Annotated in this window: 1 protein-coding gene and 1 pseudogene; both read right to left on the minus strand. The window is 75.0% G+C overall.

What is annotated here, in order from left to right; translation table 11 throughout:
• A pseudogene (locus GA0070213_RS31925) lies at window positions 1-13,248 on the minus strand (type I polyketide synthase); the annotation flags it as partial.
• A gap of 201 nt (window positions 13,249-13,449) precedes the next feature.
• Window positions 13,450-26,084 (minus strand): type I polyketide synthase (locus tag GA0070213_RS31930; protein ID WP_217628681.1); only part of this gene is annotated, 12,635 nt, incomplete at its 5' end.

Consider the following 26,084-nt stretch of genomic DNA (forward strand, 5'->3'; position numbering starts at 1 on the left):
GGCATGCACCAACAGCCGCTCACCGGCCCGCAGACGTCCGAGGTCGTCCAGCCCGTACCAGGCCGTCAGGAACGCCATCGGCACCGCCGCCGCCTGCGCGAACGACCAACCCTGCGGCATCCGCGCGACCACCCGATGATCCGCCACCACCCGCGGCGCGAACCCACCGTGGAACAGCCCGAACACCCGATCACCCACCGCCAGGTCGGAAACGTCGGGGCCGACCTCGACCACCACACCCGCACCCTCGGAACCCATCACCGCATCCGGATCCGGATACACCCCCAGACCCAACAGCACGTCCCGGAAGTTCACCCCCACCGCGCGAACCGCGATCCGCACCTCACCCGCACCAAGCTCCACACCCGGAACCTCGACAAAACCCAAGCTCGACAACGCGCCGTCACCACCCGGGGCCACCCGCCACGACTCCCCAGCCGGCGGCAGGTCGAGCCGGGTCGGTGCGGTGATCAGCCGCGGCGCGAGGATCGTCCCGCCCCGCAGGGCGAGTTCCGGCTCGTCCCCTCGCACGGCCGCGCCGAGCAGCGGCCACGAACGGTCGTCGCCGTCGATGTCGACGAGCACGATGCGGCCCGGGTTCTCGCTCTGCGCCGAACGCAGCAGACCCCAGACCGCGGTGGCCGCCGGGTCGGTGACCGGGCCGGCCGCGGGCACGGCGCCGCTGGTCAGGATCGCCAGCCGGGTGTCGGTGAAGCGGTCGTCGGCCAGCCACGCCCGGGCGGCGTCGAGCGCCTCGGTGGTCAGCGTGTGGGCGGCGGCCGCGAGGCCGTCGCGGTCCGGGCCGGCGATCTGCCACAGGACCAGGTCCGGGAGTTGCGCGGCGTCGCGCAGGTCGGCGAAACCGGGGTACGTGGTGGCGGCGCCGGCCCGCTCGTCCACGCCGATCGCGGCGAAGGGAGCCGAGCCGCCCGCCGGGGCGGGCAACGGGGCCCAGTCCACGGTGTAGAGGGAGCCGTCGGTGACCGGCGCCGGGCGCTCCAGCGCATCGGCGGTGACGGCGCGCATCGCCAGGCGGCCGATCCGGGCCACGGGCGCGCCCGTGCCGTCGGCCACGTCGATGGCGATGCCGGACGAACCGGTGGCGGACAGCCTCACCCGCAGCACTCCGGCGCCGGTGGCGAGCAGGCGCACGTCCGACCAGGCGAACGGTAGCCGGGTGGCGCCCTCCCCGGCCAGGTCGCTGAGCCCGATGGCGTGCAGCGCGGCGTCCAGCAGGGCCGGGTGCAGGCCGTACGCGGCCGCCTCGGGTCGGGCGTCCTCGGGCAGCGCCACCTCGGCGTGGACCGCGTCCGCCGAGCGCCAGGCGGCTCGCAGGCCCCGGAACGCCGGGCCGTAGGCCAGGCCGGCCCGGTCGGCGAGCTGGTCGTAGAAGCCGTCGAGGTCGATGGCGGTGGCGTCGGCCGGGGGCCACGTCGACAGGTCGGCGGCGGGCCGGTCCGGCGTGTCCGCGGCGAGGCTGCCGGTGGCGTGCCGCTGCCAGGGCGCGTCCGGCCCGGTCCGCGACCAGATGCTGACCGGCACGTGCCCGGCGCCGTCGTCGGCGCCGACGCTGACCTGGAGCTGGACCCCGTCGGCGGGCAGCACCAGCGGAGCTTCGATGGTGAGTTCCTCCAGCACCGGCCGCCCGGTCTGGCGTCCGGCCGAGGTGGCGAGTTCGACGAAGGCGGTGCCGGGCAGCACGGTACGGCCGAGCACCACGTGGTCGGCCAGCCACGGCTGCCGCTGGGCGGACAGCCGGCCGGTCAGCAGCAGCCCGTCGCCGCCGGCGATGGACACCGTCGCCCCGAGCAGCGGGTGTTCGGCGCGACCCAGGCCGGCCGCCTCCATGTCTCCGGTGAGGGCCCGGTCCAGGCGCGGCCAGAACCGGCGGCCCTGGAAGGCGTACGTCGGCAGGTCGACGCGGGGCGCGGCGGGCAGGACCGCGGTCCAGTCGACGGGCACGCCGAGCGTCCACAGCGTCGCGGCCGCCGCCAGCGCCGTCGACGCCTCGTCGCGGTCCTTGCGCAGCGCCGCGACGCAGGTGAGGTCCGATACGGCCAGCGCGGACAGCACGCCCGCCGGCCCGACCTCCAGGCAGCGGGTCACCCCATTGGCGGCGAGCCAGGACATGCCATCGGCGAAGCGGACCGCCTCCCGGACGTGGCGCACCCAGTAGTCGGCGGTGAACTCCCGCACCGGCTCGCCGGTCAGGTTGGACACCACCGGGACACGCGGCGGGGCGTACGTGATGCTTTCGATCGCCGACGCGAACTCCGCGAGCATCGGCTCCATCAGCGACGAGTGGAACGCGTGCGACACCGTCAACCGGGTCGCCTTGGCGAACCGCGGCGCCAGCGCGTCGATCGCCTCCACCGGACCCGAGACCACGATCGACGTCGGACCGTTGACGGCGGCGATGTCGACACCCGTGCCGGCGATCGTCTCGCGCACGGACTCCACGGTCCCCTGGACCGCGAGCATCGCGCCGCCGGCCGGCAACGCCTGCATCAACCGACCCCGCGCCGCCACCAGCGTGACCGCGTCGTCGAGCGACAGCACGTCCGCCACGTGGGCGGCGGCGATCTCACCGATCGAGTGCCCGAGCAGGTAGTCGGGGGTAACCCCCCACGACTCGACGAGGCGGAACAACGCGACCTCGACGGCGAACAGTCCGGCCTGCGCGTACATGGTCCGGTGGATCGCCTCGGAGTCGATGGCCTCCCACAACGGCACGTCGAGGAGCTGGTCGAAGCGGGCGCAGATCCCGTCGAACGCCGCCGCGAACACCGGGAACCGGGCGCACAGGCCCGCACCCATCCCGACCCGCTGCGCACCCTGACCGGTGAACAGGAACGCCAGACCACCCTCGGACACCACACCCGACACCGCGGGTGCCCCGAGGCCGGCCAGGAAGTCCTCGCGCGTGCCGCCCAGCACCACCGCACGGTGCTCCAACGCCGCCCGACCGGTCGCCAGCGACCACGCCACCCTCGCCGGATCCAGCTCCGGGTCACCGGCCACGACGGCGCGCAACCGCTCCACCTGCCCGGCGAGCGCCTCGGCCGACCGCGCCGACACCAACCAGGGCAACGGACCCTCGACCACGAGCTGCCCGGCCGACGGACCGTCGGCCTCGGGCACCTCGACCGCCGCCGGCTGCTCGGCCGGTGAGCGGTCGGGCGCCTCCTCGATGATCACATGGGCGTTGGTGCCGCTGACGCCGAAGGACGAGACACCGACGCGGCGCGGACGGTCGCCCGGCTGCCAGTCGCGCGCCTCGGTGAGCAGCTCGACGGCGCCGCCGGACCAGTCGACGTGGTGGGTCGGCTCGTCGACGTGCAACGTCGGCGGCAGGACGCCCGCCCGCAACGCCATCACCATCTTGACGATGCCGGCCACCCCGGCCGCCGCCTGGGTGTGGCCGATGTTCGACTTGACCGAGCCCAACCAGAGCGGCCGGTCGCGGTCCTGCCCGTAGGTGGCCAGCAGCGCCTGCGCCTCGATCGGGTCGCCGAGGCGGGTGCCGGTGCCGTGCGCCTCGACGGCGTCCACGTCCGTGGGGTCCAGTCGGGCGCTGGCCAGCGCCTGCTGGATGACCCGTTGCTGCGCGGGCCCGTTCGGGGCGGTCAGGCCGTTCGACGCGCCGTCCTGGTTGACGGCCGAGCCGCGGACCACGGCGAGCACCCGGTGGCCGTGGCGCCGCGCGTCGGCCAGCCGCTCGACGAGGAGGATGCCCACGCCCTCGCCCCAGCCGGTGCCGTCGGCCGACTGCGCGAACGGCTTGCAGCGCCCGTCGGCGGCCAGGCCGTCCTGCCGGCCGAACTCGGCGAACGCGCCGGGGGTCGCCATGACGGTGACGCCGCCGGCCAGCGCCAGGTCGCACTCGCCGTTGCGCAGCGCCTGCATCGCCAGGTGCAGGGCCACCAGCGACGAGGAGCAGGCGGTGTCGACGGTGACCGCGGGGCCTTCCAGCCCGAAGGCGTACGAGGTGCGGCCGGAGAGCACCGCGGCGGCGTTGCCGGTGCTGACGTAGCTGTCGACCGTGCTGTGCAGCAGCAGGGCCGCGTAGTCCTGGCCGTTGGTGCCGGCGAAGACGCCGGTGCGGCTGCCGGCCAGTCCGAGCGGGTCGAGGCCGGCCCGCTCGAACGCCTCCCAGCTCGCCTGGAGGAAGAGCCGCTGTTGCGGGTCCATCGCCAGCGCCTCACGCGGGGCGATGCCGAACAGCTCGGCGTCGAAGTCGCCGGCGTCGTGGACGAAGGCGCCGAGCGGTGCGTACAGGCCGGAGGTGTCGGTGGTCCAGCCCCGGTCGGTCGGGAAGTCGGCCACCGCGTCGCCGCCGTGCAGCACGAACTCCCACAGGTCCTCCGGGCTCGCGACACCGCCGGGAAAACGGCAGCTCATCGCGATGATGGCGATCGGTTCGTCGTCCGCGACCGTGGTCGACGGCGCGACCGTGGTGGGAGCGGCCGCCCCGCCGAGCAGTCCGTCGAGGTGCTGGGCGAGCAGCGTCGCGCTGGGATAGTCGAACACCAGGCCGGCCGGCAGCGTCAGCCCGGTGAGCGTCTGCAGCCGGTCGCGCAGCTCGACCGCGGTGAGCGAGTCGATGCCGAGGTCCTTGAACGCCTTGCCGGGCGCGATCCGCTCGACGGTGTCGTAGCCGAGCACCCCGGCGACGGCGGACCGCACCTCGCCGAGCAGGGCGGTGCGCCGCTCGGCGGCGGTCATGGCCGCGAACCGGGATTCGGACCGGTCGGGCGCGGGAGCCGGCGCCTCGGCCGGGACGAGGTCGGCGAGGAACGGGCTGGGCCGCCCGGCGGTGAAGAGCGCGGTGAACTGCGGCCAGTCGACGTCGGCGACGGTCAGGCAGCCGGTGTCGGCGTCGACCGCCTCGGCCAGCGCCTGGATCGCCAGCGCCGGCGGCATCGGGCGCAGCCCTCGGCGACGCAGGTAGTCCTCGGCGCCCTCCTCGGTGACGAGCATGCCGGCCTCGGCCCACGGGCCCCAGGCGATCGCCGTGCCGGCCTGGCCGGCGGCCCGACGCGACTGCACCAGGCCGTCCAGGAACGCGTTGCCGGCCGAGTAGGCGGCCTGGCCGCCGCTGCCCCACACCCCGGAGATCGAGGAGAAGACGACGAACAGGTCGAGGTCGTGGGTCAGGGCGTCGAGGTGGACGGCGCCGGCGACCTTGCCCCGGACGACCTCGGCGAAGTCGTCCGCGTCGGTCTCGGTGAGCAGACCCAGGCCGGAGACACCGGCCGCGTGGACCACGCCGGTCAGGTCCCCGATCCCGGCCAGCAGGTCGGCCACCTGGGCGCGGTCGGAGACGTCGCAGGCCACCACCGACACCTGCGCCGGTGACAGCTCGGCCAGCAGGTCGGCGACGCCGGGGGCGTCCGGTCCGCGGCGGGAGGTCAGCACCAGGCGGCGTACGCCTCGGCCGACCAGCCAGCGGGCGACGTGCCCGCCGAGCGCGCCGGTGCCGCCGGTGATCAGGATCGTGCCGTCCCAGGTGCGCGGGGCCGGTGGCCGGGGCGGGGTCGAGGCGGGCCGTAGCCGGCGGACGTAGACGCCCGAGGGCCGCACGGCGACCTGGTCCTCGGCGCCGCCGAGGAGGCCGGCCAGCCGCCGGCGGGTGCGCTCGTCGGTCTCGGCGGGCACGTCGACGAGGCCGCCCCACCGCTCGGGCAGCTCCAGCGCCGCGACCCGGCCGGCACCCCAGACCACCGATCCCGCGACGTCGGTCGGCGGGTCGGAGCGGCCGATCGACACCGCGCCGCGGGTGACCCACCAGAGGCGGGCCGGCACGTCGCTGTCGGCGAGGGCCTGCACCGTGGTCAGGAGTCCGTAGTGCGCGTCGGCCGATTGCCCGGTCGGGAGCAGCGACACCACTCCGGCCAGGTCGTCGACGTCGCGCGCCAGCGCGGTGATCGCGGCGGCCAGCGCGTGCCGTTCCAGGTCCTCGGCGGTGACGACCAGCTCGACGAGGTCGAGGCCGGTGCCGCCGAGGAGCGCGTCGGCGGTTCCGGCGGCCGGGGCCAGGACGAGCCAGGTGCCGGGGGTCGGCTGCGTCGGTTCGGTGATCGGGCGCCAGGTGACGTCGTAGCGCCAGGAGGCCACCTCGGTGGCGGCGATCCGGTCGCGGCGCCACTCGGCGAGCGCGGCGCTGAGCGACGGCGGGACGTCGGTGTGCAGCAGGTCGGTCAGGCTGTCGTCCTCGACGGCCTGCCAGAACGCCGCCTCGACCGGGTCGGCGGTGGTCGCCGGCAGGTCGAGGGGGGTCAGCCAGTAGTGGTCCCGCTGGAAGGCGTAGGTGGGCAGGTCGACGCGGGGTGCGGCGGGCAGGACCGCGGTCCAGTCGACGGCCACGCCGATCGTCCACAGCGTTCCGACGGCGCCCAGCAGCGTGGACGGCTCGTCGCGGTCCTTGCGCAGCGCCGGCACGCAGGTCAGCTCCGGTGCGGCCAACGCGGACAGCACACCCGCCGGGCCGACCTCCAGGCACCGGCGCACGCCGTTGGCGGCGAGCCAGGTCATGCCGTCGTGGAACCGGACCGCCTCGCGGACGTGCCGCACCCAGTAGTCGACGGTGAACTCCTCGACCGGTTCCCCGGTCAGGTTCGACACCACGGCAGTGCGCGGGGCGTGGAAGTCGAGGTGCGCGATCGCGGCGGCGAACTCGTCGAGCATCGGCTCCATCAGCGCCGAGTGGAACGCGTGAGAGACGGTGAGCCGGGTGGCCTTGGCGAAGCGCGGCGCCAGCTCGTCGACGGTGTCGGCGGGGCCGGAGACGACGATCGACATCGGACCGTTGACCGCCGCGATGTCGACGCCCGTGCCGGCGATGATCCCCCGCACGGACTCCTCGGACGCCTGCACCGCCAGCATCGCCCCACCGGCCGGCAGCGCCTGCATGAGCCGGCCGCGCGCCGCCACCAGCGTGACCGCGTCGTCCAGGGAGAGCACGTCCGCGACGTGCGCGGCGGCGATCTCCCCGATCGAATGCCCGAGCAGGTAGTCCGGGGTCACACCCCACGACTCGAACAGGCGGAACAGCGCCACCTCGACGGCGAACAGACCGGCCTGCGCGTGCACGGTCTGGTGGACCGCGTCGGAGTCGATCGCCTGCCGCAGCGGCACGTCGAGGAGCTGGTCGAAGCGTGCACAGATGGCGTCGAACGCGTCGGCGAACACCGGGAACCGCGCCGCCAGCCCAGCACCCATGCCGACGCGCTGCGCGCCCTGGCCGGTGAACAGGAACGCCAGGCCGCCCTCGCCGGCAACACCCGACACCGCAGGCGCCCGCAGACCGGCAAGGGCCTCGTCACGAGTGGCGGCGAGCACCACCGCGCGGTGCTCCAACGCCGCCCGCCCGGTCGCCAGGGACCACGCCACCGCCGCCGGGTCCAGCTCGGGATCGGCGGCCACGAGATCGTGCAGGCGGACGGTCTGCTCGGCCAGTGCCTGCGGCGACCGCGCGGAGATCAGCCACGGCAGTGGGCCCTCGACCTCGGGCGTCGCGACGACTGCGGGTTGCGCGGTCGGTTCCGCCAGGATCAGGTGCGCGTTGGTGCCGCTGATGCCGAACGCGGACACGCCCGCGCGGCGCGCCCGTCCCGCGGCCTGCCACGGCTGGGCCGTGGTGAGCAGCTCGACCGCGCCTGCGGTCCAGTCCACGTGCGGGGACGGCTCGTCGACGTGCAACGTCGCCGGCAGCACACCGTGGCGCATCGCCAGGATCATCTTGATGATCCCGGCGACACCCGCTGCCGCCTGGGTGTGGCCGATGTTCGACTTGATCGAGCCCAACCACAGCGGCTGCTCACGATCCCGGCCGTAGGTGGCGAGCAACGCCTGCGCCTCGATCGGATCACCCAACCGGGTGCCGGTGCCGTGCGCCTCCACCACGTCCACGTCGCCGGTGCTCAGCCCGGCACTGGCGAGGGCTTGGCGGATCACCCGCTGCTGCGCCGGACCGTTCGGCGCGGTCAACCCGTTCGACGCGCCGTCCTGATTGACGGCGGATCCGGCGACCACGGCCAGGATCCGGTGCCCGAGCCGTTCGGCGTCACTTCGACGCTCGACCAGCAGCATGCCGGCGCCCTCGGCCCACCCCGTGCCGTCCGCGGCACCCGCGAACGACTTGCACCGGCCGTCCGACGACAACCCGTCCTGACGGGCGAACTCCGCGAACACCTCCGGACCCGTGATCACCGTCACCCCACCGGCCAACGCCAGATCACACTCACCACTGCGCAACGCCTGCGCCGCCAGGTGCAACGCCACAAGCGACGACGAACACGCCGTGTCCACCGTCATCGCCGGACCCTCGAACCCGAACGAATACGACACCCGACCCGAGATCACACTGTTCGCCGTACCGGTCAACACATGACCGTCACCGGTCTCCGCGAACAACCCACCCGTGCCGTAACCCGAATTCGACGCCCCCACGAACACACCCACCGGACGACCCCGCAACGACCGGGGGTCCAACCCCGAACGCTCCAACGTCTCCCAGGACACCTCCAACAACATGCGCTGCTGCGGATCCATCGCGACGGCCTCACGCGGAGAGATGCCGAACAGGCCCGCGTCGAAGCCCGTCGCGGTGTCGACGAAACCGCCGACGGCGGAGTACGACGCGTCGGCGGGGACGGCCCATCCCCGGTCGACGGGGAACGCCGACATGCCGTCGCCGCCGCCGGCGACGAGCTGCCACAGGTCCTCCGGCGACTGCACGCCGCCGGGATAGCGGCAGGCCATCCCGACGATGACGATATCGTCGCCGGTGAGCGGCTGTGTCGCGGTGGCGACGGCAGCGTCGCCCGTGCCGGCCAGGCCCAGCGTGTCGAGGAGGTGGTCGGCGAGGGCCTGCGGGGTCGGGTAATCGAACACCAGCGACGATCCCAGGTGCAGACCGGTGGCCGCGTTGATGCGGGTCTTCACCTCCACCGCGGTCACCGAGTCGATCCCCAGGTCCCGGAACGCCGTCTGCGGCTCCACCTGCCCCGCCCCGGCATAACCCAGGGCCTTCGCGGTCTGCGTGCGCACCAACGTCAGCAGTTCCCGGCGCCGCTCGGCGTCCGACAGGCCGGACAGGCGGCCGGCCAGCGCGTCGTCGACAGGCGCCTCGGGGGTGACCACCGCCAGTTCACCGAAGATCGGGGCGGGACGTTGTGCGGCGAACGTCGCGACGAACCGCGGCCAGTCCACGTCGGCGACGGTCGTGGTCACGTCACCGGCATCCACCGCGAGCGCCAGGGCCTGCATCGCCAGCTCCGGATCCATCGCCGACAGACCCCGACGCGCCAGATAATCCTCGGCACCGCCCTCACCGGCCATCCCGCCCTGCGCCCACGGACCCCACGCGACAGCCGTACCCACCTTCCCCGCCGCACGCCGAGACTCCACCAACGCGTCCAACGCCGCGTTACCCGCGGCATAGGCGGCCTGACCGCCACTGCCCCACACCCCGGCGATCGACGAGAACACCAGGAACAAGTCAAGATCAAGCTCGGCGGTCGCCTCGTGCAGATGCAACGCACCGGACACCTTGCCCGACACCACCGACCCGAACGACCCCTCGGACGCGTCCAGCAGGCCCTCCATCGCGGACACACCCGCGGCGTGCACCACACCGGTCAGGTCGTCGATACCAGCCACCACACGCCGCACCGCGTCCCGGTCGGCGACGTCACACGCCACCACCGACACCTCGGCACCCTCGGCACTCAACTCCGCCGCAAGGACAGCGACACCCGGAGCCCGGTCACCGCGACGGGACACCAGCACCACCCGGGCGGCCCCACGCGCCACCACCCAGCGCGCCACCCGCGCACCCAACGCACCCGTACCACCCGTGACCAGCACCGTGCCCGACAGCGACACCGGGGCCGCCGTACCGACCGGCGCGGCCGGCCGCAACCTGCGCACGAACACCCCGGACGGCCGGACCGCGACCTGGTCCTCACCGCTCCCCGCGAGCACCGCCGCCAACCGGCGACCGTCCCGCTCACCCATCCGCCCGGGAACGTCGACCAGACCGCCCCACGTCCGCGGCAGCTCCAGGCCCGCGACCCGGCCCACACCCCACACCATCGACGCGGCGACATCGGTCACCGACTCCGAACGACCCACCGCGACCGCACCACGCGTCACCGCCCACACCGGAGCGGAGATCCCGGCGGCCACAACATCCTGCAGCACGGCCACGAGCGGCCACGCCGAACCACCGACCCACACCACGCCGCGTACGTCGTCACCCGCCGTCGCCGACGTCGACCGGACCACATCGGCGCCGGCCGACGCCAACGCCGACACCACATCGTCAGCAGGCGTGTCCGACAGCACCAGCCACGTACCCGACAGCACTGCGGGCGCGGGCTCGGCCACCGGCGCCCAGCCGATCCGATACCGCCAGCCCTCCACCACGCCCTGCGAGCGACGCCTGCGACGCCACGCGGACAGGGACGGCAGCAGGCCGTCCAGCGCCGCCGCGTCCTCGGCGGTCAGGCCCAGCTCGGCGACGAGCCCGTCCCGGTCGGCGCCTTCCACCGCCGACCAGAAGCCGCTGTCGTCGCCGCCCGGCGCCGGCGCCGGCTCGAACGGGGTGAGCCAGTAGCGGTCCCGCTGGAAGGCGTAGGTCGGCAGGTCGACCGGGACGCCGCCCCAGTCGGCGTACATGGCCGGCCAGTCGACGGTCACCCCGGCGGTGTGCAGGCGGCCGAGCGCGTCCAGCAGCGCTTCGGTCTCATCCCGGTCCTTCCGGAGCACGGCGACGCCGAGACCGTCGCGCACCAGCCCGGTCAGCACCGCCGCCGGGCCGACCTCCACGAAGCGGGTCGTGCCGTGGTCGGCGAGCCAGGTCATGCCGTCGGCGAAGCGCACGGCCTCGCGCACGTGCCGCACCCAGTAGTCGCCGGTGAACTCCTCGACCGGCTCCCCGGTCAGGTTCGACACCACCGGGATACGCGGCGACGCGAACGTGATGCCCTCGATCGCCGCGGCGAAGTCGGCGAGCATCGGCTCCATCAACGCCGAGTGGAACGCGTGCGAGACAGTGAGCCGGGTGGCCTTGGTGAACCGCGGCGCCAGCTCGTCGATCGCCTCGGCCGGGCCGGAGACGACGACCGACGTCGGCCCGTTCACAGCGGCGACGTCGACGCCGTCGGGCAGCACCGCGCGCACGTCGGCCTCGGTCGCCTGCACCGCGAGCATCGCCCCACCGGCCGGCAGCGCCTGCATGAGTCGACCGCGCGCCGCCACGAGCGTGACCGCGTCGTCCAGGGACAGCACGCCCGCCACGTGCGCGGCGGCGATCTCCCCGATCGAATGCCCCAGCAGGTAGTCCGGGGTGACCCCCCACGATTCGAGGAGCCGGAACAACGCCACCTCGACCGCGAACAACCCCGCCTGTGTGTGCACGGTCCGGTGGATCGCCTCGGACGCCAGGGCCTCCCGCAGCCCGTCGAACCGGGCCAGGATGCCGTCGAACACGTCCGCGAACACCGGGAACCGGGACGCCAGACCCGCGCCCATCCCGACCCGCTGCGCACCCTGACCGGTGAACAGGAACGCGGTCCGGCCCGCGACCAGGCCGCCCTCGATCTCGGCGAGCGCCGCCGCGAAGGACGCGAGATCCGACCCGACGACGACCGCGCGGTGCTCCAGCGACGCCCGCGACGACACCAGCGCCGCGCCCACGTCCACCGGCCGCAGCTCCGGCCGCGCCAGCGCGTACGCCCGCAGCCGTTCGGCCTGGGCCCGCAACGCCTCCGGCGTCCGCGCGGACAGCACCCACGGGAGCACCGACGGGGCCTCGACGACCGGGCGTGCCTCGGCCACCGACGGGGCGGACTCGCCGTCGTCGTCGCCGAACTCGTCCTCGACCGGGGCGGTGGCGGACGGCGCCTCCTCCAGGATGACGTGCGCGTTGGTGCCGCTGACGCCGAAGGACGAGATGCCGGCCCGGCGCGGGGACGCGCCGGGGGCCCACGGGCGGGCCTCGGTGAGCAGCTCGACCGCGCCCGCGGTCCAGTCCACGTGACTGCTCGGCGCGTCCACGTGCAGGGTGCGCGGCATGGTGTCGTGCCGCATCGCCATGACCATCTTGATCAGGCCGGCGGCGCCCGCCGCGGCCTGGGTGTGCCCGATGTTCGACTTGATCGAGCCGAGCCGGACCGGGCGGTCCTCCGGGCGGTCCTGCCCGTACGTCGCCAGCAGCGCCTGCGCCTCGATCGGGTCACCGAGCCGGGTGCCGGTGCCGTGCGCCTCGACCACGTCGACGTCGGCCGGGCCGAGTCGCGCGTTGGCGAGGGCCTGCAGGATGACGCGTTCCTGGGAGGGGCCGTTCGGTGCGGTCAGCCCGTTGCTGGCCCCGTCGGAGTTGACCGCGCTCCCCCGGACCACGGCGAGGATCGGGTGGCCCTTGCGGCGGGCGTCCGACAGCCGCTCGACGAGCAGCACGCCGACGCCCTCGGACCAGCCGGTGCCGTCGGCGGCGTCGGCGAACGGCTTGCAGCGGCCGTCGCCGGCGAGGCCGCCCTGGTTGTCGAACTCGGCGAAGATGCCGGGGCTGGTGATCACGGTGACGCCGCCGGCGAGCGCCATCGAGCACTCGCCCTGCCGCAGCGCCTGGGCGGCCAGGTGCAGCGCGACGAGCGACGACGAGCAGGCGGTGTCGATGGTGACGGCGGGGCCCTCGAGGCCGAGCGCGTACGCCACCCGGCCGGACACGACGCTGCCCGCGGTGCCGGTCAGCAGGTGTCCGTCGGATCCGGCCGGCAGCTCGGCGGCGCCGAGGCCGTAGCCGGACACCGGCGCGCCCATGAACACGCCGACCTGGTCGCCGTGCAGGCTCTGCGGGTTGATGCCGGCCCGCTCGACCGCCTCCCAGCAGGCCTCCAGCGTCAAGCGCTGCTGGGGGTCCATGGTGAGGGCCTCGCGCGGCGAGATGCCGAAGAGGCGGGCGTCGAAATCGCCCGCGTCGAGGACGAAGCCGCCCTCGCGGCGGTAGTCGCCTCCGCCGGTGGCCCAGCCGCGGTCGGTCGGGAAGCCGCCGATGCCGTCGCGGCCGTCGGCGACGAGCTGCCACAGCTCCTCGGGCGAGGTGACACCGCCGGGGTACCGGCAGCTCATCCCGACGATCGCGATCGGCTCGCGCTCGCGGGACTCGGCCACACGCAGCCGGCGGCGTGCGTGCCGCAGATCCGTCGTGACCCGCTTGAGATAGCCGAGATACTTCTCTTCGTCCGCCACTCGTTTCACCCGTCCAGGCAAGCGTTTTCCGGGCAGCATCAGCCGTTCCGGCGACCGCGGAATTGACGATGGAGAACCGGGTGAGCTGTGGCCGCCCGGCACGACACTGCTGTTTGACCGGAGCCTATGAGCGGGTTCGGAGGGGCAACAACCCCTACCGGAGGCCGGGAGCCCGAGGGCCCCCGACCTCCGTCACGCCTGGTCGAGCTGCTGCTTGATGAAGTCGATCAGCTCGTCGTCGCTGGCCGCCATCAGCTCGTCGGGGGTCGTCTCGACGGTTTCCACCGGGCGTCCGGTGTTCCACCGCGAGAGGAACGCGTTGAGGCGCATGGCGATCCGGGCGCGGGCGACGCCGTCGAGGTCGGCCCCGGCCGCCTCCAGGTGGTCGAGCTGGGCGAGGAACGGCTCCACCGCCGACTCCGGCGCCCCGATCAGCAGGTCGTGCAGCAGGGTGGCCACCGCGACCGGGCTGGGGTGGTCGAACACCAGGCTGGCCGGCAGTTCGGCGCCGGTGGCGACCTTGAGCCGGTTGCGCAGCTCGACGGCGGTCAGCGAGTCGAAGCCGAGTTCCTTGAACGCGCGACCGCCCGGCACGGTGGCGATCGTCGGGTGTCCGAGGACGGCGGCCACCTCCCGGCGTACCAGCGTGAGCAGCTCCTCGGCCTGCTCGCCGCGCGGCAGGGGCAGCAACCGCTCGCGAAGGCCGGCGTCCGCCCGCGGCGCGTCGACCGGCGGCGCCTCGGCCAGCAGGTCGGCGAAGAGGGCGGACGGCCGCCCGGCCGTGAAGGTCTCGGCGAACCGTTCCCAGCTGACGTCGGCGACGGTGACCTCGATGTCGCCGCCGTCGACCGCCCGTTCCAGCGCGGCGACGGCGGCGGCCGGGTCGAGCGCGGCCAGACCACGGCCGCGCAGGTACTCCTCGGCCTCCGGGTCGGCCGCCATGCCGGAGCCGGCCCAGGGGCCCCACGCGATCGAGGTGCCCGTCCGCCCACTGTCGCGCCGGGACCGCACCAGCGCGTCGAGGAAGGCGTTGCCGGCCGCGTACGCGCCCTGGCCGCCGCTGCCCCACACTCCGGAGATCGACGAGAACACCACGAACAGGTCCAGGTCGCCGGTCTGCGCGTCGAGGTTCACCGCGCCGGCCATCTTGCCGTGCAGCACCTCGGCGAACTCGGCGGGCGTGACGTCGGCGAGCCCGGTGAGCCCGTTGACCCCGGCGGCGTGCACGACGCCGGTCAGGTCCGGCACGGTCGCGAGCAGGTCGGCCAGCGCGGCCGGGTCGGCCACGTCGCACGCCGCGACGGTCGCCCGGGCGCCGAGCCCGGCCAGCTCGGTGACCAGCTCGGCGGCGCCCGGCGCGGCCGGGCCGCGGCGGGACACCAGGAGCAGGTGCTCGGCGCCGCGGGCGGCCAGCCAGCGGGCGGTGTGCGCGCCGAGCGCGCCGGTGCCGCCGGTGACCAGGATCGTGCCGCGCGGCTGGTAGGGGGTCGCCGCGACCGGCGCCGGGGCGGGGCGCAGGCGGCGGACGAGGAGCCCGGCGGAGCGTACGGCGATCTGGTCCTCGCCGGCGACGGTGAGCGCCGCGGCCAACCGGTCACCGTCCCGGGCGGTCAGCACGGCGGGCACGTCGACCAGGCCGCCCCAGCGGCGCGGGAACTCCAGCGCCGCCACCCGGCCCAACCCCCAGAGCTGGGCCTGGGCGGGGTCGCCGAGCGGCTCGACCGCGGCGACCGACACCGCGCCGCGGGTCAGGCACCACAGCGGGGTGAGCACGTCGGCGTCGTCGAGCGCCTGCAACAGCGTGGTGAGCTGGGCGGCGGCCCGTGGGCCGTCGAACGCGCACAGCATCCCGGCCGGTTCCGGCCGGTCGGCGAGCTGGTCGGCCAGCTCGCGCCGGTCGACGTCGGCGTCCAGGACCAGCTCGGCCGGGTCCGCGCCGGCCGCCCGCAGCGCCGCGACGACGTCGTCGGCGCCGCCGCCCGCGGTGACGACCAGCCAGTTCCCGGTGAGCCGTGGCGTGGCCGGCGGGTCGATCCGCTGCCAGGCCGGGGCGTAGCGCCAGGCGTCGGTCGGTGACGCCGGGGCCGGCCGGGCCGCGGCGGTGACCTCGGGCCAGAACCGCTGCCGCTGGAACGGGTACGTGGGCAGGTCGGCCAGCCGGCCGCGGTGCCCGCCGAAGACCGTGGCCCAGTCGACGTCGACGCCGGCCACGTGCAGCGCGGCGGTCGCCTGGAGCACGGCCGTCGCCTCGTCCCGGTCCCCGCGCAGCATCGGGGCGAGCGTGAACGCGCCGTCCCGGTCGGCCAGGCACGACTGCACCATGCCGGCCAGCACGCCGGACGGCCCCACCTCGGCGAACCGGGTGACGCCGGCGGCGGCCAGGTGCCCGACGCCGTCGGCGAAGCGGACCGCCTCCCGGACGTGGCGCACCCAGTAGTCGGCCGAGAAGCTCTCGACCGGTTCGTTCGTCAGGTTGGACAGCACCGGGATGCGCGGCGGCTGGTAGGCGATGCCCGCGATCGCGGACGCGAACCCGGCCAGCATCGGCTCCATCAGCGGGGAGTGGAACGCGTGCGAGACGGTGAGCCGGGTGGTCTTCGCGAATCGGGGCGCCAACTCGTCGACCGCCTCGGCGGAGCCGGAGACGACGACGGCGGTGGGGCCGTTGACCGCGGCGATCCCCAGCCGGTCCGCGTAGGGGGCCAGCGCGTCGCGTACCTCGGCCTCGGAGGCCTGCACCGCCAGCATCGCCCCGCCGGCCGGCAGCGCCTGCATCAGCCGGCCGCGCGCGGCGACCAGGGTCACCGCGTCGTCGAGGGAGAGCGCGCCGGCCACGTGCGCGGCCACCACCTCGCCGATCGAGTGGCCCAGCAGGTGGTCCGGGGTGACGCCCCACGACTCCAGCAGGCGGAACAGCGCCACCTCGACCGCGAAGAGCCCGGCCTGGGTGTAGTCGGTGCGGTGGATCAGGTCCGATCCGCCGAGGACCACCTCGCGCAGCGGGGTGTCGAGCAGTCCGTCGAACCGGGCGCAGACGGCGTCGAACGCCGCGGCGTAGACCGGGTGCCGCTCGTACAGCCCGCGTCCCATGTGCGGGCGTTGCGAGCCCTGCCCGGAGAAGAGGAACGCGAGCCCGCCCCGGGTCGCCGTGCCGCGGACCAGGTTGCCGGCCGGCTCGTCCCGTTCGAGCGCGCCGAGGCCGGCCCGGAAGTCGTCCGGATCGGTGCCGACCACCACGGCCCGGTGCTCCAGCGCGCGGCGGCCCAGCGCGAGGTCGTGCCCGACCCGGAAGACGTCCTGGTCGGGCAGGGCGCCGAGGCGCGCGGCCTGATCGCGTACGCCGGCCGGGGTCTTCGCGGACAGCAACCAGGCCACCGGCTCGGCCGGGGTCCCGACGTCGGCCGGCTCCTGCTCGTACGCCTCCAGGATGGTGTGCGCGTTGGTGCCGCTGAGGCCGAACGACGAGACGCCCGCGCGACGCGGCCGGTTCCCCGCCGGCCAGTCCCGCGCCTCGGTGAGCAGCTCGACCGAGCCGGCCGACCAGTCCACGTGCGGGGTCGGCGCGTCCACGTGCAGCGTCGGCGGCAGCACGCCGTGCCGCAGTGCCATGACCATCTTGATGATCCCGGCGACCCCGGCGGCGGCCTGGGTGTGGCCGATGTTCGACTTGATCGAGCCGAGCCAGAGCGGCCGGTCCCGGTCCTGCCCGTACGTGGCGAGCAGCGCCTGCGCCTCGATCGGGTCGCCGAGCTTCGTGCCGGTGCCGTGCGCCTCGACCGCGTCCACGTCGGACGGAGCGAGGCCGGCGGAGGTGAGCGCCTGCCGGATGACCCGCTGCTGCGACGGCCCGTTCGGCGCGGTCAGGCCGTTGCTGGCGCCGTCGGAGTTGATCGCGGAGCCACGCACGACGGCGAGGACCTGGTGGCCCTGCCGCCGGGCGTCGGAGAGCCGCTCGACGACGAGGACGCCGGCGCCCTCCGCCCAGCCGGTGCCGTCGGCGGCCGCGGCGAAGGCCTTGCACCGGCCCTCGGCGGCGAGCCCGTCCTGCCGGGCGAACTCCACGAACGCCCCCGGGGTGGACATCACCGTCACGCCGCCGACGACGGCCAGCGAGCACTCCCCGGCCCGTAGGGCCTGCGTCGCCAGGTGCAGCGCGACGAGCGAGGAGGAGCACGCGGTGTCGACGGTCATCGCCGGGCCCTCCAGCCCGAACGTGTAGGCGATCCGGCCGGACAGCACCGCGGCGGCGTTGCCGGTGCTCACGAAGCCGTCGACGAGCGGGTCGCCGGAGCCGAGCACGACGCCGGTGTAGTCCTGGCCGTTGGTGCCGGCGAAGACGCCGGTGCGGCTGCCGCGCAGCGACCCCGGATCGATGCCGGCTCGTTCGAACGCCTCCCACACCGATTCCAGCAGCACCCGCTGCTGCGGGTCCATGGCGAGCGCCTCGCGGGGCGACACCCCGAACAGTTCCGCGTCGAATCCGGTGGCGTCCTCGACGAAGCCGCCGACGCCGACCGGCAGGCCGGCGCCCCAACCCCGGTCGGTCGGGAAGCCGGACAGGCCGTCGCGGCCGGCGAGCAGCAACTCCCACAGCTCGTCCGGGTTGGTGACCCCGCCGGGGAACCGGCAGGACATGCCGACGATGACGATCGGGTCGTCGGCGTCGCGTTCCGGACCGCCCACCGGCTCCTGCGGCACGCCGGCCGCGCCGGTGAGCTGCTCGCGCAGGTGCTCGGCGAGCGCGGCCGGGGTGGGGTGGTCGAACACCAGCGTCGCGGGCAGCGGCATCGTGGTCGCCCGGGTGAGCAGGTTGCGCAGCTCGACCCCGGTCAGCGAGTCCAGGCCCAGGTCGCGGAACGCGCGCTCCGGGTCGACGTCGGCGGCGGAACCGTGGCCCAGCACCAGTGCGGTGCTCTCGCAGACCACCCGCAGCAGCTCCGCCGACGAGGCCCCGTCGATCACCCCGGCGTCGGCGGCGGCCTGCCGCGCGACGGGTGCGAGCACGTCGAGCAGCCGGTCGGCGCGACCGGTGGCCAGCGTCGGCCAGTCGGCGTCGGCGACCAGGACGGCCGGCGCGCCCCCGGCGACGGCGGAGGCGAACGCGGCCATCGCGCGCGCCGGGTCCATCGGCGCGAGGCCGCCCCGGCTCAGCCGCCGCCCGACCGCGTCGGCGTCGGCCATGCCGCCGTCGGCCCAGGGTCCCCAGGCGATCGACGTGGCCGGGAGGCCTCGGGCCTGCCGGTCCCGGGCGAGCGCGTCCAGGCCGGCGTTCGCCGCCGCGTAGTTGGCCTGCCCGGGACTGCCGATCGTGCCGGCCACGGAGGAGAACAGCACGAACATCGAGAGGTCGCCGGTCAGCTCGTCCAGGAGGCGGGCGGTGCCCACCTTGACCCGGGCGACCTCGGTGATCCGCTCCGGGGTGAGGGATTCCAGCACGCCGTCGTCGAGGATGCCGGCCGCGTGCACGACGCCCCGCCAGTCGTGGGTGGCGACGAGGTCCCGCAGCGCCGCCTCGTCGGTGACGTCGCAGGCCACCACGGTCGCCTCGGCGCCGAGGGCGGTCAGCTCGGCGAGCAGGTCGACGGCGCCGGGCGCGTCGGGGCCGCGGCGGCTGGTCAGCACCAGCCGGCCGACTCCGGCCCCGGCGAGCCAGCGGGCCACGTGCGCGCCGAGCGCGCCGGTGCCGCCGGTGACCAGCACCGGGCCGTCCGGGGGTACGAAGTCGGCGCCGGTGTGCGGGGCCCGGTCGAGCCGGCGGGCGAACGCGCCGGCGGCGCGGAGAGCGACCTGGCTCTCGTCGCGTCGGACGAGCGTCGCGACCAGCCGGTCGGCGGCCCGCTCGTCGAGCGTCGGCGGCAGGTCGACGAGGCCGCCCCAGCGGTGCGGCAGCTCCAGCGCGGCCACCTGGCCGAGCCCCCAGACCTGGGCGCCGGCGGCGTCGGCCGGCGGCTCGGACGGCGCGACGCTCACCGCGCCCCGGGTCAGGCACCAGAGCGGGGCGTCGGATTCCACGTCGCCGAGCGCCTGGAGCAGGGCGGTGGTGACGAGGACGCCGTCGTCGCCGGGACCGGGGAGCACGACGGCCCCGTCGAACGCCTCGTCTAGCAGCCGGTCGGCGATCGAGTAGCGGTCGTCGTCGGGCGTGAGGGGCAGCCGTACCGGTTCGGCGCCGGCGCGGGTGAGCGCGGCGGTGACGTCCTCCGGGTCGGTGCCGTCGGCGGTGGCCACCAGCCAGCGTCCGGTCAGCGCCGTCGGGGCGAGGTCGACCGGCTGCCAGGTGACGTGGTGCTGCCAGGTGTCGGTCTCGGCCGGCTGGTTCCCGTGGTGGCGGCAGGCGGTGACCGGTTCGGCCCAGTAGTGCCTGTGGTGGAACGCGTAGGTGGGCAGGTCGACGCGGGGCGCGGCGGGCAGGACCGCGGTCCAGTCGACGGGCACGCCGAGCGTCCACAGCGTCGCGGCCGCCGCCAGCACCGTCGACGCCTCGTCGCGGTCCTTGCGCAACGCCGCGACGTAGGTCAACTCCGGCGCCGCCGTCGCGGACAACACACCCGCCGGCCCGACCTCCAGGCAGCGGGTCACCCCGTTCGCCGCCAACCACCGCATGCCGTCGTCGAAACGCACCGCCTCCCGCACGTGGCGCACCCAGTAGCCGGCGGTGAACTCCTCGACCGGCTCACCGGTCAGGTTCGACACGATCGCGATACGCGGCGCCCCGAAGTCGAGGTGCCCGATCGCCGCCGCGAAGTCGGCCAGCATCGGCTCCATCAACGACGAGTGGAACGCGTGCGACACCGTCAACCGCGTCGCCTTCGCGAACCGTGGCGCCAGCGCGTCGATCGCGCCGGCCGGTCCCGAGATCACGACCGAGGTGGGGCCGTTCACCGCCGCGATATCAACACCCGCGCCGGCGATGACCTCCCGCACCGACTCCTCGGTCCCCTGCACCGCCAGCATCGCCCCACCGGCCGGCAACGCCTGCATCAACCGACCCCGCGCCGCCACCAACGTCACCGCGTCGTCGAGCGACAGCACACCCGCCACATGCGCGGCGGCGATCTCCCCGATCGAGTGGCCCAGCAGGTAGTCCGGGGTGACACCCCAGGATTCGAGGAGCCGGTAGAGCGCCACCTCGACCGCGAACAACCCGGCCTGCGTGTAGACGGTCCGGTGGATCGCCTCGGACTCCAGGGCCTCCCGCAGCGGCACGTCCAGCACCAGGTCGAAGCGGGCACAGATCGCGTCGAACGCCGCCGCGAACACCGGGAACCGCTCCGCCAGCCGCAGGCCCATGCCGATCCGTTGCGCGCCCTGGCCGGTGAACAGGAACGCCAGGCTTCCCTCGGTGACCACGCCCGACACCACGGCCGCGTGCGCACCGACGGCGTCGGGCCCGGCGGTCGCCCGCAGGCCAGCGAGGACCTCGTCGCGCGTGCCGGCCAGCAGGACCGCGCGGTGCTCCAACGCGGCCCGCCCGGTGGCCAGCGACCACGCCACGGCGGTCCGGTCCAGCTCCGGTTCGGCGGCCACGACGTCGCGCAACCGTTGTACCTGCCCGGCCAGCGCCTCCGCCGACCGCGCCGACACCGGCCACGGCAGCGGACCCTCGACCTCGGGCGTCTCAGTCGGGGCGGGTCGCGCGGCCGGCTCCTCCAGGATCAGGTGCGCGTTGGTGCCGCTGATGCCGAACGCCGACACGGCACCCCGCCGCGGGTTGCCGGCCGGCTCCCACGGCCGCGCCTCGGTCAGCAGTTGGACCGCCCCCGCGCTCCAGTCGACGTGGGTGGTCGGCTCGTCGACGTGCAACGTCGCCGGCAGCACGCCGTGGCGCATCGCCATGACCAGCTTGATGATCCCGGCGACACCGGCCGCGGCCTGGGTGTGCCCGATGTTCGACTTGATCGACCCGAGCCACAACGGCTCGTCGCGGTCCTGCCCGTACGTGGCCAGCAACGCCTGCGCCTCGATCGGGTCACCGAGTCTCGTGCCGGTGCCGTGTGCCTCCACCACGTCCACGTCGGCCGTCGTCAACCCGGCACTGGCCAGTGCCTGCCGGATCACCCGCTGCTGCGCCGGCCCGTTCGGCGCGGTCAGGCCGTTCGACGCGCCGTCGGAATTGATCGCGGAACCCGCGACCACCGCGAGGATCCGATGCCCGAGGCGCTCGGCGTCACCGCGACGCTCGACGAGCAGCATCCCGGCGCCCTCGCCCCAGCCCGTGCCGTCCGCGCTCCCGGCGAACGACCTGCACCGGCCGTCCGACGACAACCCGTCCTGACGGGCGAACTCCGCGAACACCTCCGGACCCGTGATCACCGTCACCCCACCGGCAAGCGCCAGATCACACTCACCAGAACGCAACGCCTGCGCCGCCAGATGCAACGCCACCAACGACGACGAACACGCCGTGTCCACCGTCATCGCCGGACCCTCGAACCCGAACGAATACGACACCCGACCCGAGATCACACTGTTCGCCGTACCGGTCAACACATGACCGTCCGCGCCGTCAGCGGTGTAACCCGAGTGCGACGCGCCCACGAACACACCCACCGGACGACCCCGCAACGACCGCGGATCCACCCCCGAGCGTTCGAGGGTCTCCCACGACACCTCCAACAACAGCCGCTGCTGCGGATCCATCGCCACCGCCTCACGCGGCGAGATCCCGAACAGACCCGCGTCGAACTGCGCGGCGGTGTGCACGAATCCGCCGGTGCGGGCGTACGGCGTGCGGGCCGGCACCTGCCAGCCCCGGTCGACCGGGAACCCGGAGGTGCCGTCCGCGCCGTCCGCGACCAGCCGCCACAGGTCCTCCGGCGACTCGACGCCACCGGGATAGCGACACGCCATCCCCACGATGACGATGTCGTCGCCGGCCACCGGCGCGTACGCGGGGGCGACCACCTCGGAAGGGGTACCACCGAGCAGGTCGTGCAGGTGCCGGGCCAGTGCCTCCGGGGAGGGGTGGTCGAACACCAGCGACGACGGCAGGGCCAGCGACAGCTCGCGTTGCAGGGCGTTGCGCAGGTCGACCGCGGTCAGCGAGTCGAAGCCGAGGTCGTGGAACGCCGTGGCCGGGGTGATCTCGGTGGCGTCGGCGAAGCCCAGCACCGCGGCGGCGCGTACCCGCACCAGGTCCCGCAGCGCGGGCAGCTCGCGTCGCGCGGCCGGTTCGGTGGCCGGCGGCGTCTCGACCCGCGCCGCGACCAGGCCGTCGAAGAGCCGGCTCGGGCGGCCGGCGGTGAACGCGTCGGTGAACCGCGGCCAGTCGACGTCGGCGACGACGAGTTCGGTGTCGCCGTGGTCGACGGCCCGCGCGAACGCGGTCATGGCCAGTGCCGGTGGCATCGCCCGGAGGCCCCGGCGGAGCAGGTGGTCGGCGGACACGGCGTCGGCGGCGAGGCCGATCTCGGCCCACGGACCCCAGGCCACGGCCGTGGCCGGAGCGCCCCGGGCGGTACGGGCGGCGGCCAGCGCGTCGAGGTGGGCGTTGGCGGCGGCGTACGCGGCCTGCCCGCCACTGCCCCAGATGCCGGCGATCGAGGAGAACACGACGAACCGGTCGAGGTCGGCGCCGGCGAGCAGGGCGTCGAGGTGGCTCGCGCCGAGCACCTTGCCGGCGACGACGTCGGCGTACGCGGCGGTGTCGGTGTGCGCCAGGTCGAGCGAGGGCGCGACGCCGGCGGCGTGCACCACGGCGTGCACCGGCACGTCGGCGGCGACCGCGTCGAGGACCGCGGCGAGCGCGTCCCGGTCGGCGACGTCGACCGCCGCGACGGTGACCCTGCTGCCCAGGGTGACCAGTTCGGCCTCCAGCGCCCGCGCCCCGGGGGCGTCGATGCCGCGGCGGCTGGTGAGCAGCAGGTGCGGCGCGCCCCGGCGGGCGAGCAGGCGCGCCACCTCGGCGCCGAGCGCACCGGTGCCGCCGGTGATGACGGTCGTGCCGCGGGGCTGCCAGGGCGTCGCCGTCCGGTTCACCGGCGCGGCGGTGATGCGGCGTCCGAAGATTCCGGACGCGCGTACGGCGATCTGGTCCTCGGTCCGCTGGGCGAGCGCCGCCGCGAGCCGCTCGCCGGCCGTGGCGTCGAGGGTGTCGGGCAGGTCGAGCAGGCCGCCCCACCGCTGCGGCAGTTCCAGCGCGGCGACCCGGCCGAGGCCCCAGAACTGGGCCTGGGCGGGCCGTCGCAGCGGGTCGGAGCGGCCGACCGAGACCGCGCCGCGGGTGACGCACCACAGCGGGGCGGTGAGGTCCGTGGCGGCCAGGGCGCGGATCAGGTCGAGGGTGGCGCCGATGCCGGCGGGGACCGCGGGGTGGCGGGGGTCGGGCTCGTCGGCCGGCCCGGTGAGGGCGAGGACACCGGTCAGGTCGGGGTGCTCGCCGAGCCGGTCGGGGCCGGTCGCCAGCCGGACCGTGGCGCCGGCCGTTTCGAGGGCGTCCCGCACGCCGGACGGGTCGACGTTCTCCGGGGCGACGAGCAGCCAGGTGCCGGTCAGGTGGCCGGCCGGCAGCGCGTCGAGGGGCTGCCAGCCGGCCCGCATCCGCCAGGCGTCGGCGGTGTCGGCGGCCCGGTTGCGGCGCCGCCAGGACGACAGCACCGGGACCACCGGACGCAGCAGGTCGTCGGTGGCGTCGAGCACGCCGGCGAGGCCGGTGAGATCCTCGCGCTCGACGGCGTCCCAGAAGCCCGCGTCGCCGGACTCCGCGTCGCGCGCGGTGGCGGACCGCCGGCCGGGGTCGAGCCAGAACCGTTCGTGCTGGAAGGCGTACGTGGGCAGGTCGACCACGGTGCCGCCGGAGGGTGCGGTCACCGCCGCCCAGTCCACGTCGTGCCCGGCGACGTGCAGGTCGGCCAGCGCCTGGAGCACCGTGCGGTCCTCCTCGGCGTCCTTGCGCTGGGTCGGGATGCTGGCGAGGTCGGGGGCGACGTCGCGGGCCATCGTGGTGAGGACGGCGGCCGGCCCGATCTCGACGCAGCGGGTCGCGCCGTGGTCGGCGAGCCACCGCACCCCGTCGGCGAAGCGCACCGCCTCCCGGACGTGGCGCACCCAGTGGTCGGCGGTGAACTCCTCGACCGGTTGGCCGGTCAGGTTGGACACGATCGGGACGGCCGGCCGGTCGTGGGTGAGGTTCTCGATCTCGGATGCGAACGACGCCAGCATCGGCTCCATCAACGCGGAGTGGAACGCGTGCGACACCGTCAGCCGGGTGGCCTTGGCGAAGCGTGGCGCCAGTTCGTCGATCACGTCGGCCGGGCCGGAGATCACGACCGAGGTGGGGCCGTTGACCGCCGCGACGTCCACGCCCGTGCCGGCGATGGTCTCCCGCACCGACTCCTCGGACGCCTGCACCGCGAGCATCGCGCCGCCGGCCGGCAGCGCCTGCATCAGCCGTCCGCGGGCGGCCACGAGCGTGACCGCGTCGTCCAGTGACAGGACCCCCGCGACGTGCGCGGCGGCGATCTCCCCGATCGAGTGCCCGAGCAGGTAGTCCGGGGTCACACCCCAGGATTCGAGGAGCCGGAACAGCGCCACCTCGACCGCGAACAGGCCGGCCTGGGCGTGCACGGTCCGGTGGATCGCGTCGGAGTCGAGCGCTTCCCGCAGCCCGTCGAACCGGGCCACGACGGCGTCGAACGCCTCCGCGAACACCGGGAACCGCGCCGCCAGACCGGTGCCCATCCCGATCCGCTGCGCGCCCTGGCCGGTGAACAGGAACGCGGTCCGCCCGGCCGTCGCGGCGCCACCGGCCCGGCCGGACTCGATCTCGGCGAGACCGGCCAGGAAGCCGGGCACGTCGGACGCGACGACCGCCGCGCGGTGGGCGAGGCGGGCCCGCGTGGTGGCGAGTGAGACCGCGACGTCGGCGAGCGCCGGGCCCTCGGCCAGCAGCTCCCGCAGGCGGGCCGCCTGGGCCCGCAGCGCCGATTCGGTACGGCCGTGCACCGTCCAGACCACCGGACGGTCGACCGGCACCGGTGCGGGCGGTGCGGGCGCCACCGGCGGTGCTTCGAGGATCGCGTGGGCGTTGGTGCCGCTGATGCCGAACGAGGAGACCGCGAAGCGGCGGGGCCGGTCGTCGGTGGTGTCCCACGGGCGGGCCTCGGTGAGCAGGCGGACGGCTCCGGTGGACCAGTCGACCTCGGGGGTCGGCTCGTCGACGTGCAGCGACGCCGGCAGCGCCTCGTGCCGCAACGCCATGACCATCTTGATGATCCCGGCGACGCCGGCGGCGGCCTGGGTGTGCCCGATGTTCGACTTCACCGAGCCCAGCCAGAGCGGCCGGTCCCGGTCCTGCCCGTACGTGGCGAGCAGCGCCTGCGCCTCGATCGGGTCGCCCAGCGCGGTGCCGGTGCCGTGCGCCTCGACCACGTCGACGTCGGTCGGGGTGAGGTCGGCGTTCGCCAGCGCCTGGGTGATGACGCGTTGCTGGGCGGGCCCGTTGGGGGCGGTGAGGCCGTTGGAGGCGCCGTCGGAGTTGATCGCGCTGCCCCGCACCACGGCGAGGACGCGGTGGCCGTGGCGGCGCGCGTCGGACAGCCGCTCGACGACGAGCACGCCGGCGCCCTCGGCCATACTGGTGCCGTCGGCGGCGGCCGCGAACGGCTTGCACCGGGCGTCGGCGGCCAGGCCGCGCTGGCGGGCGAAGAGCGTGAAGATGCCGGGGTTGGTCAGCACGGTGACGCCGCCGGCCAGCGCCAGGTCGCACTCGCCGGCCCGTAGCGCCTGGACGGCCAGGTGCAGCGCGACGAGCGACGACGAGCACGCGGTGTCGATGGTGACGGCCGGGCCTTCGAGGCCGAACTGGTAGGCCACCCGGCCGGACATGA

Origin of the sequence: Micromonospora humi (assembly GCF_900090105.1) — a bacterium.
Classification (GTDB): Bacteria; Actinomycetota; Actinomycetes; order Mycobacteriales; family Micromonosporaceae; genus Micromonospora; species Micromonospora humi.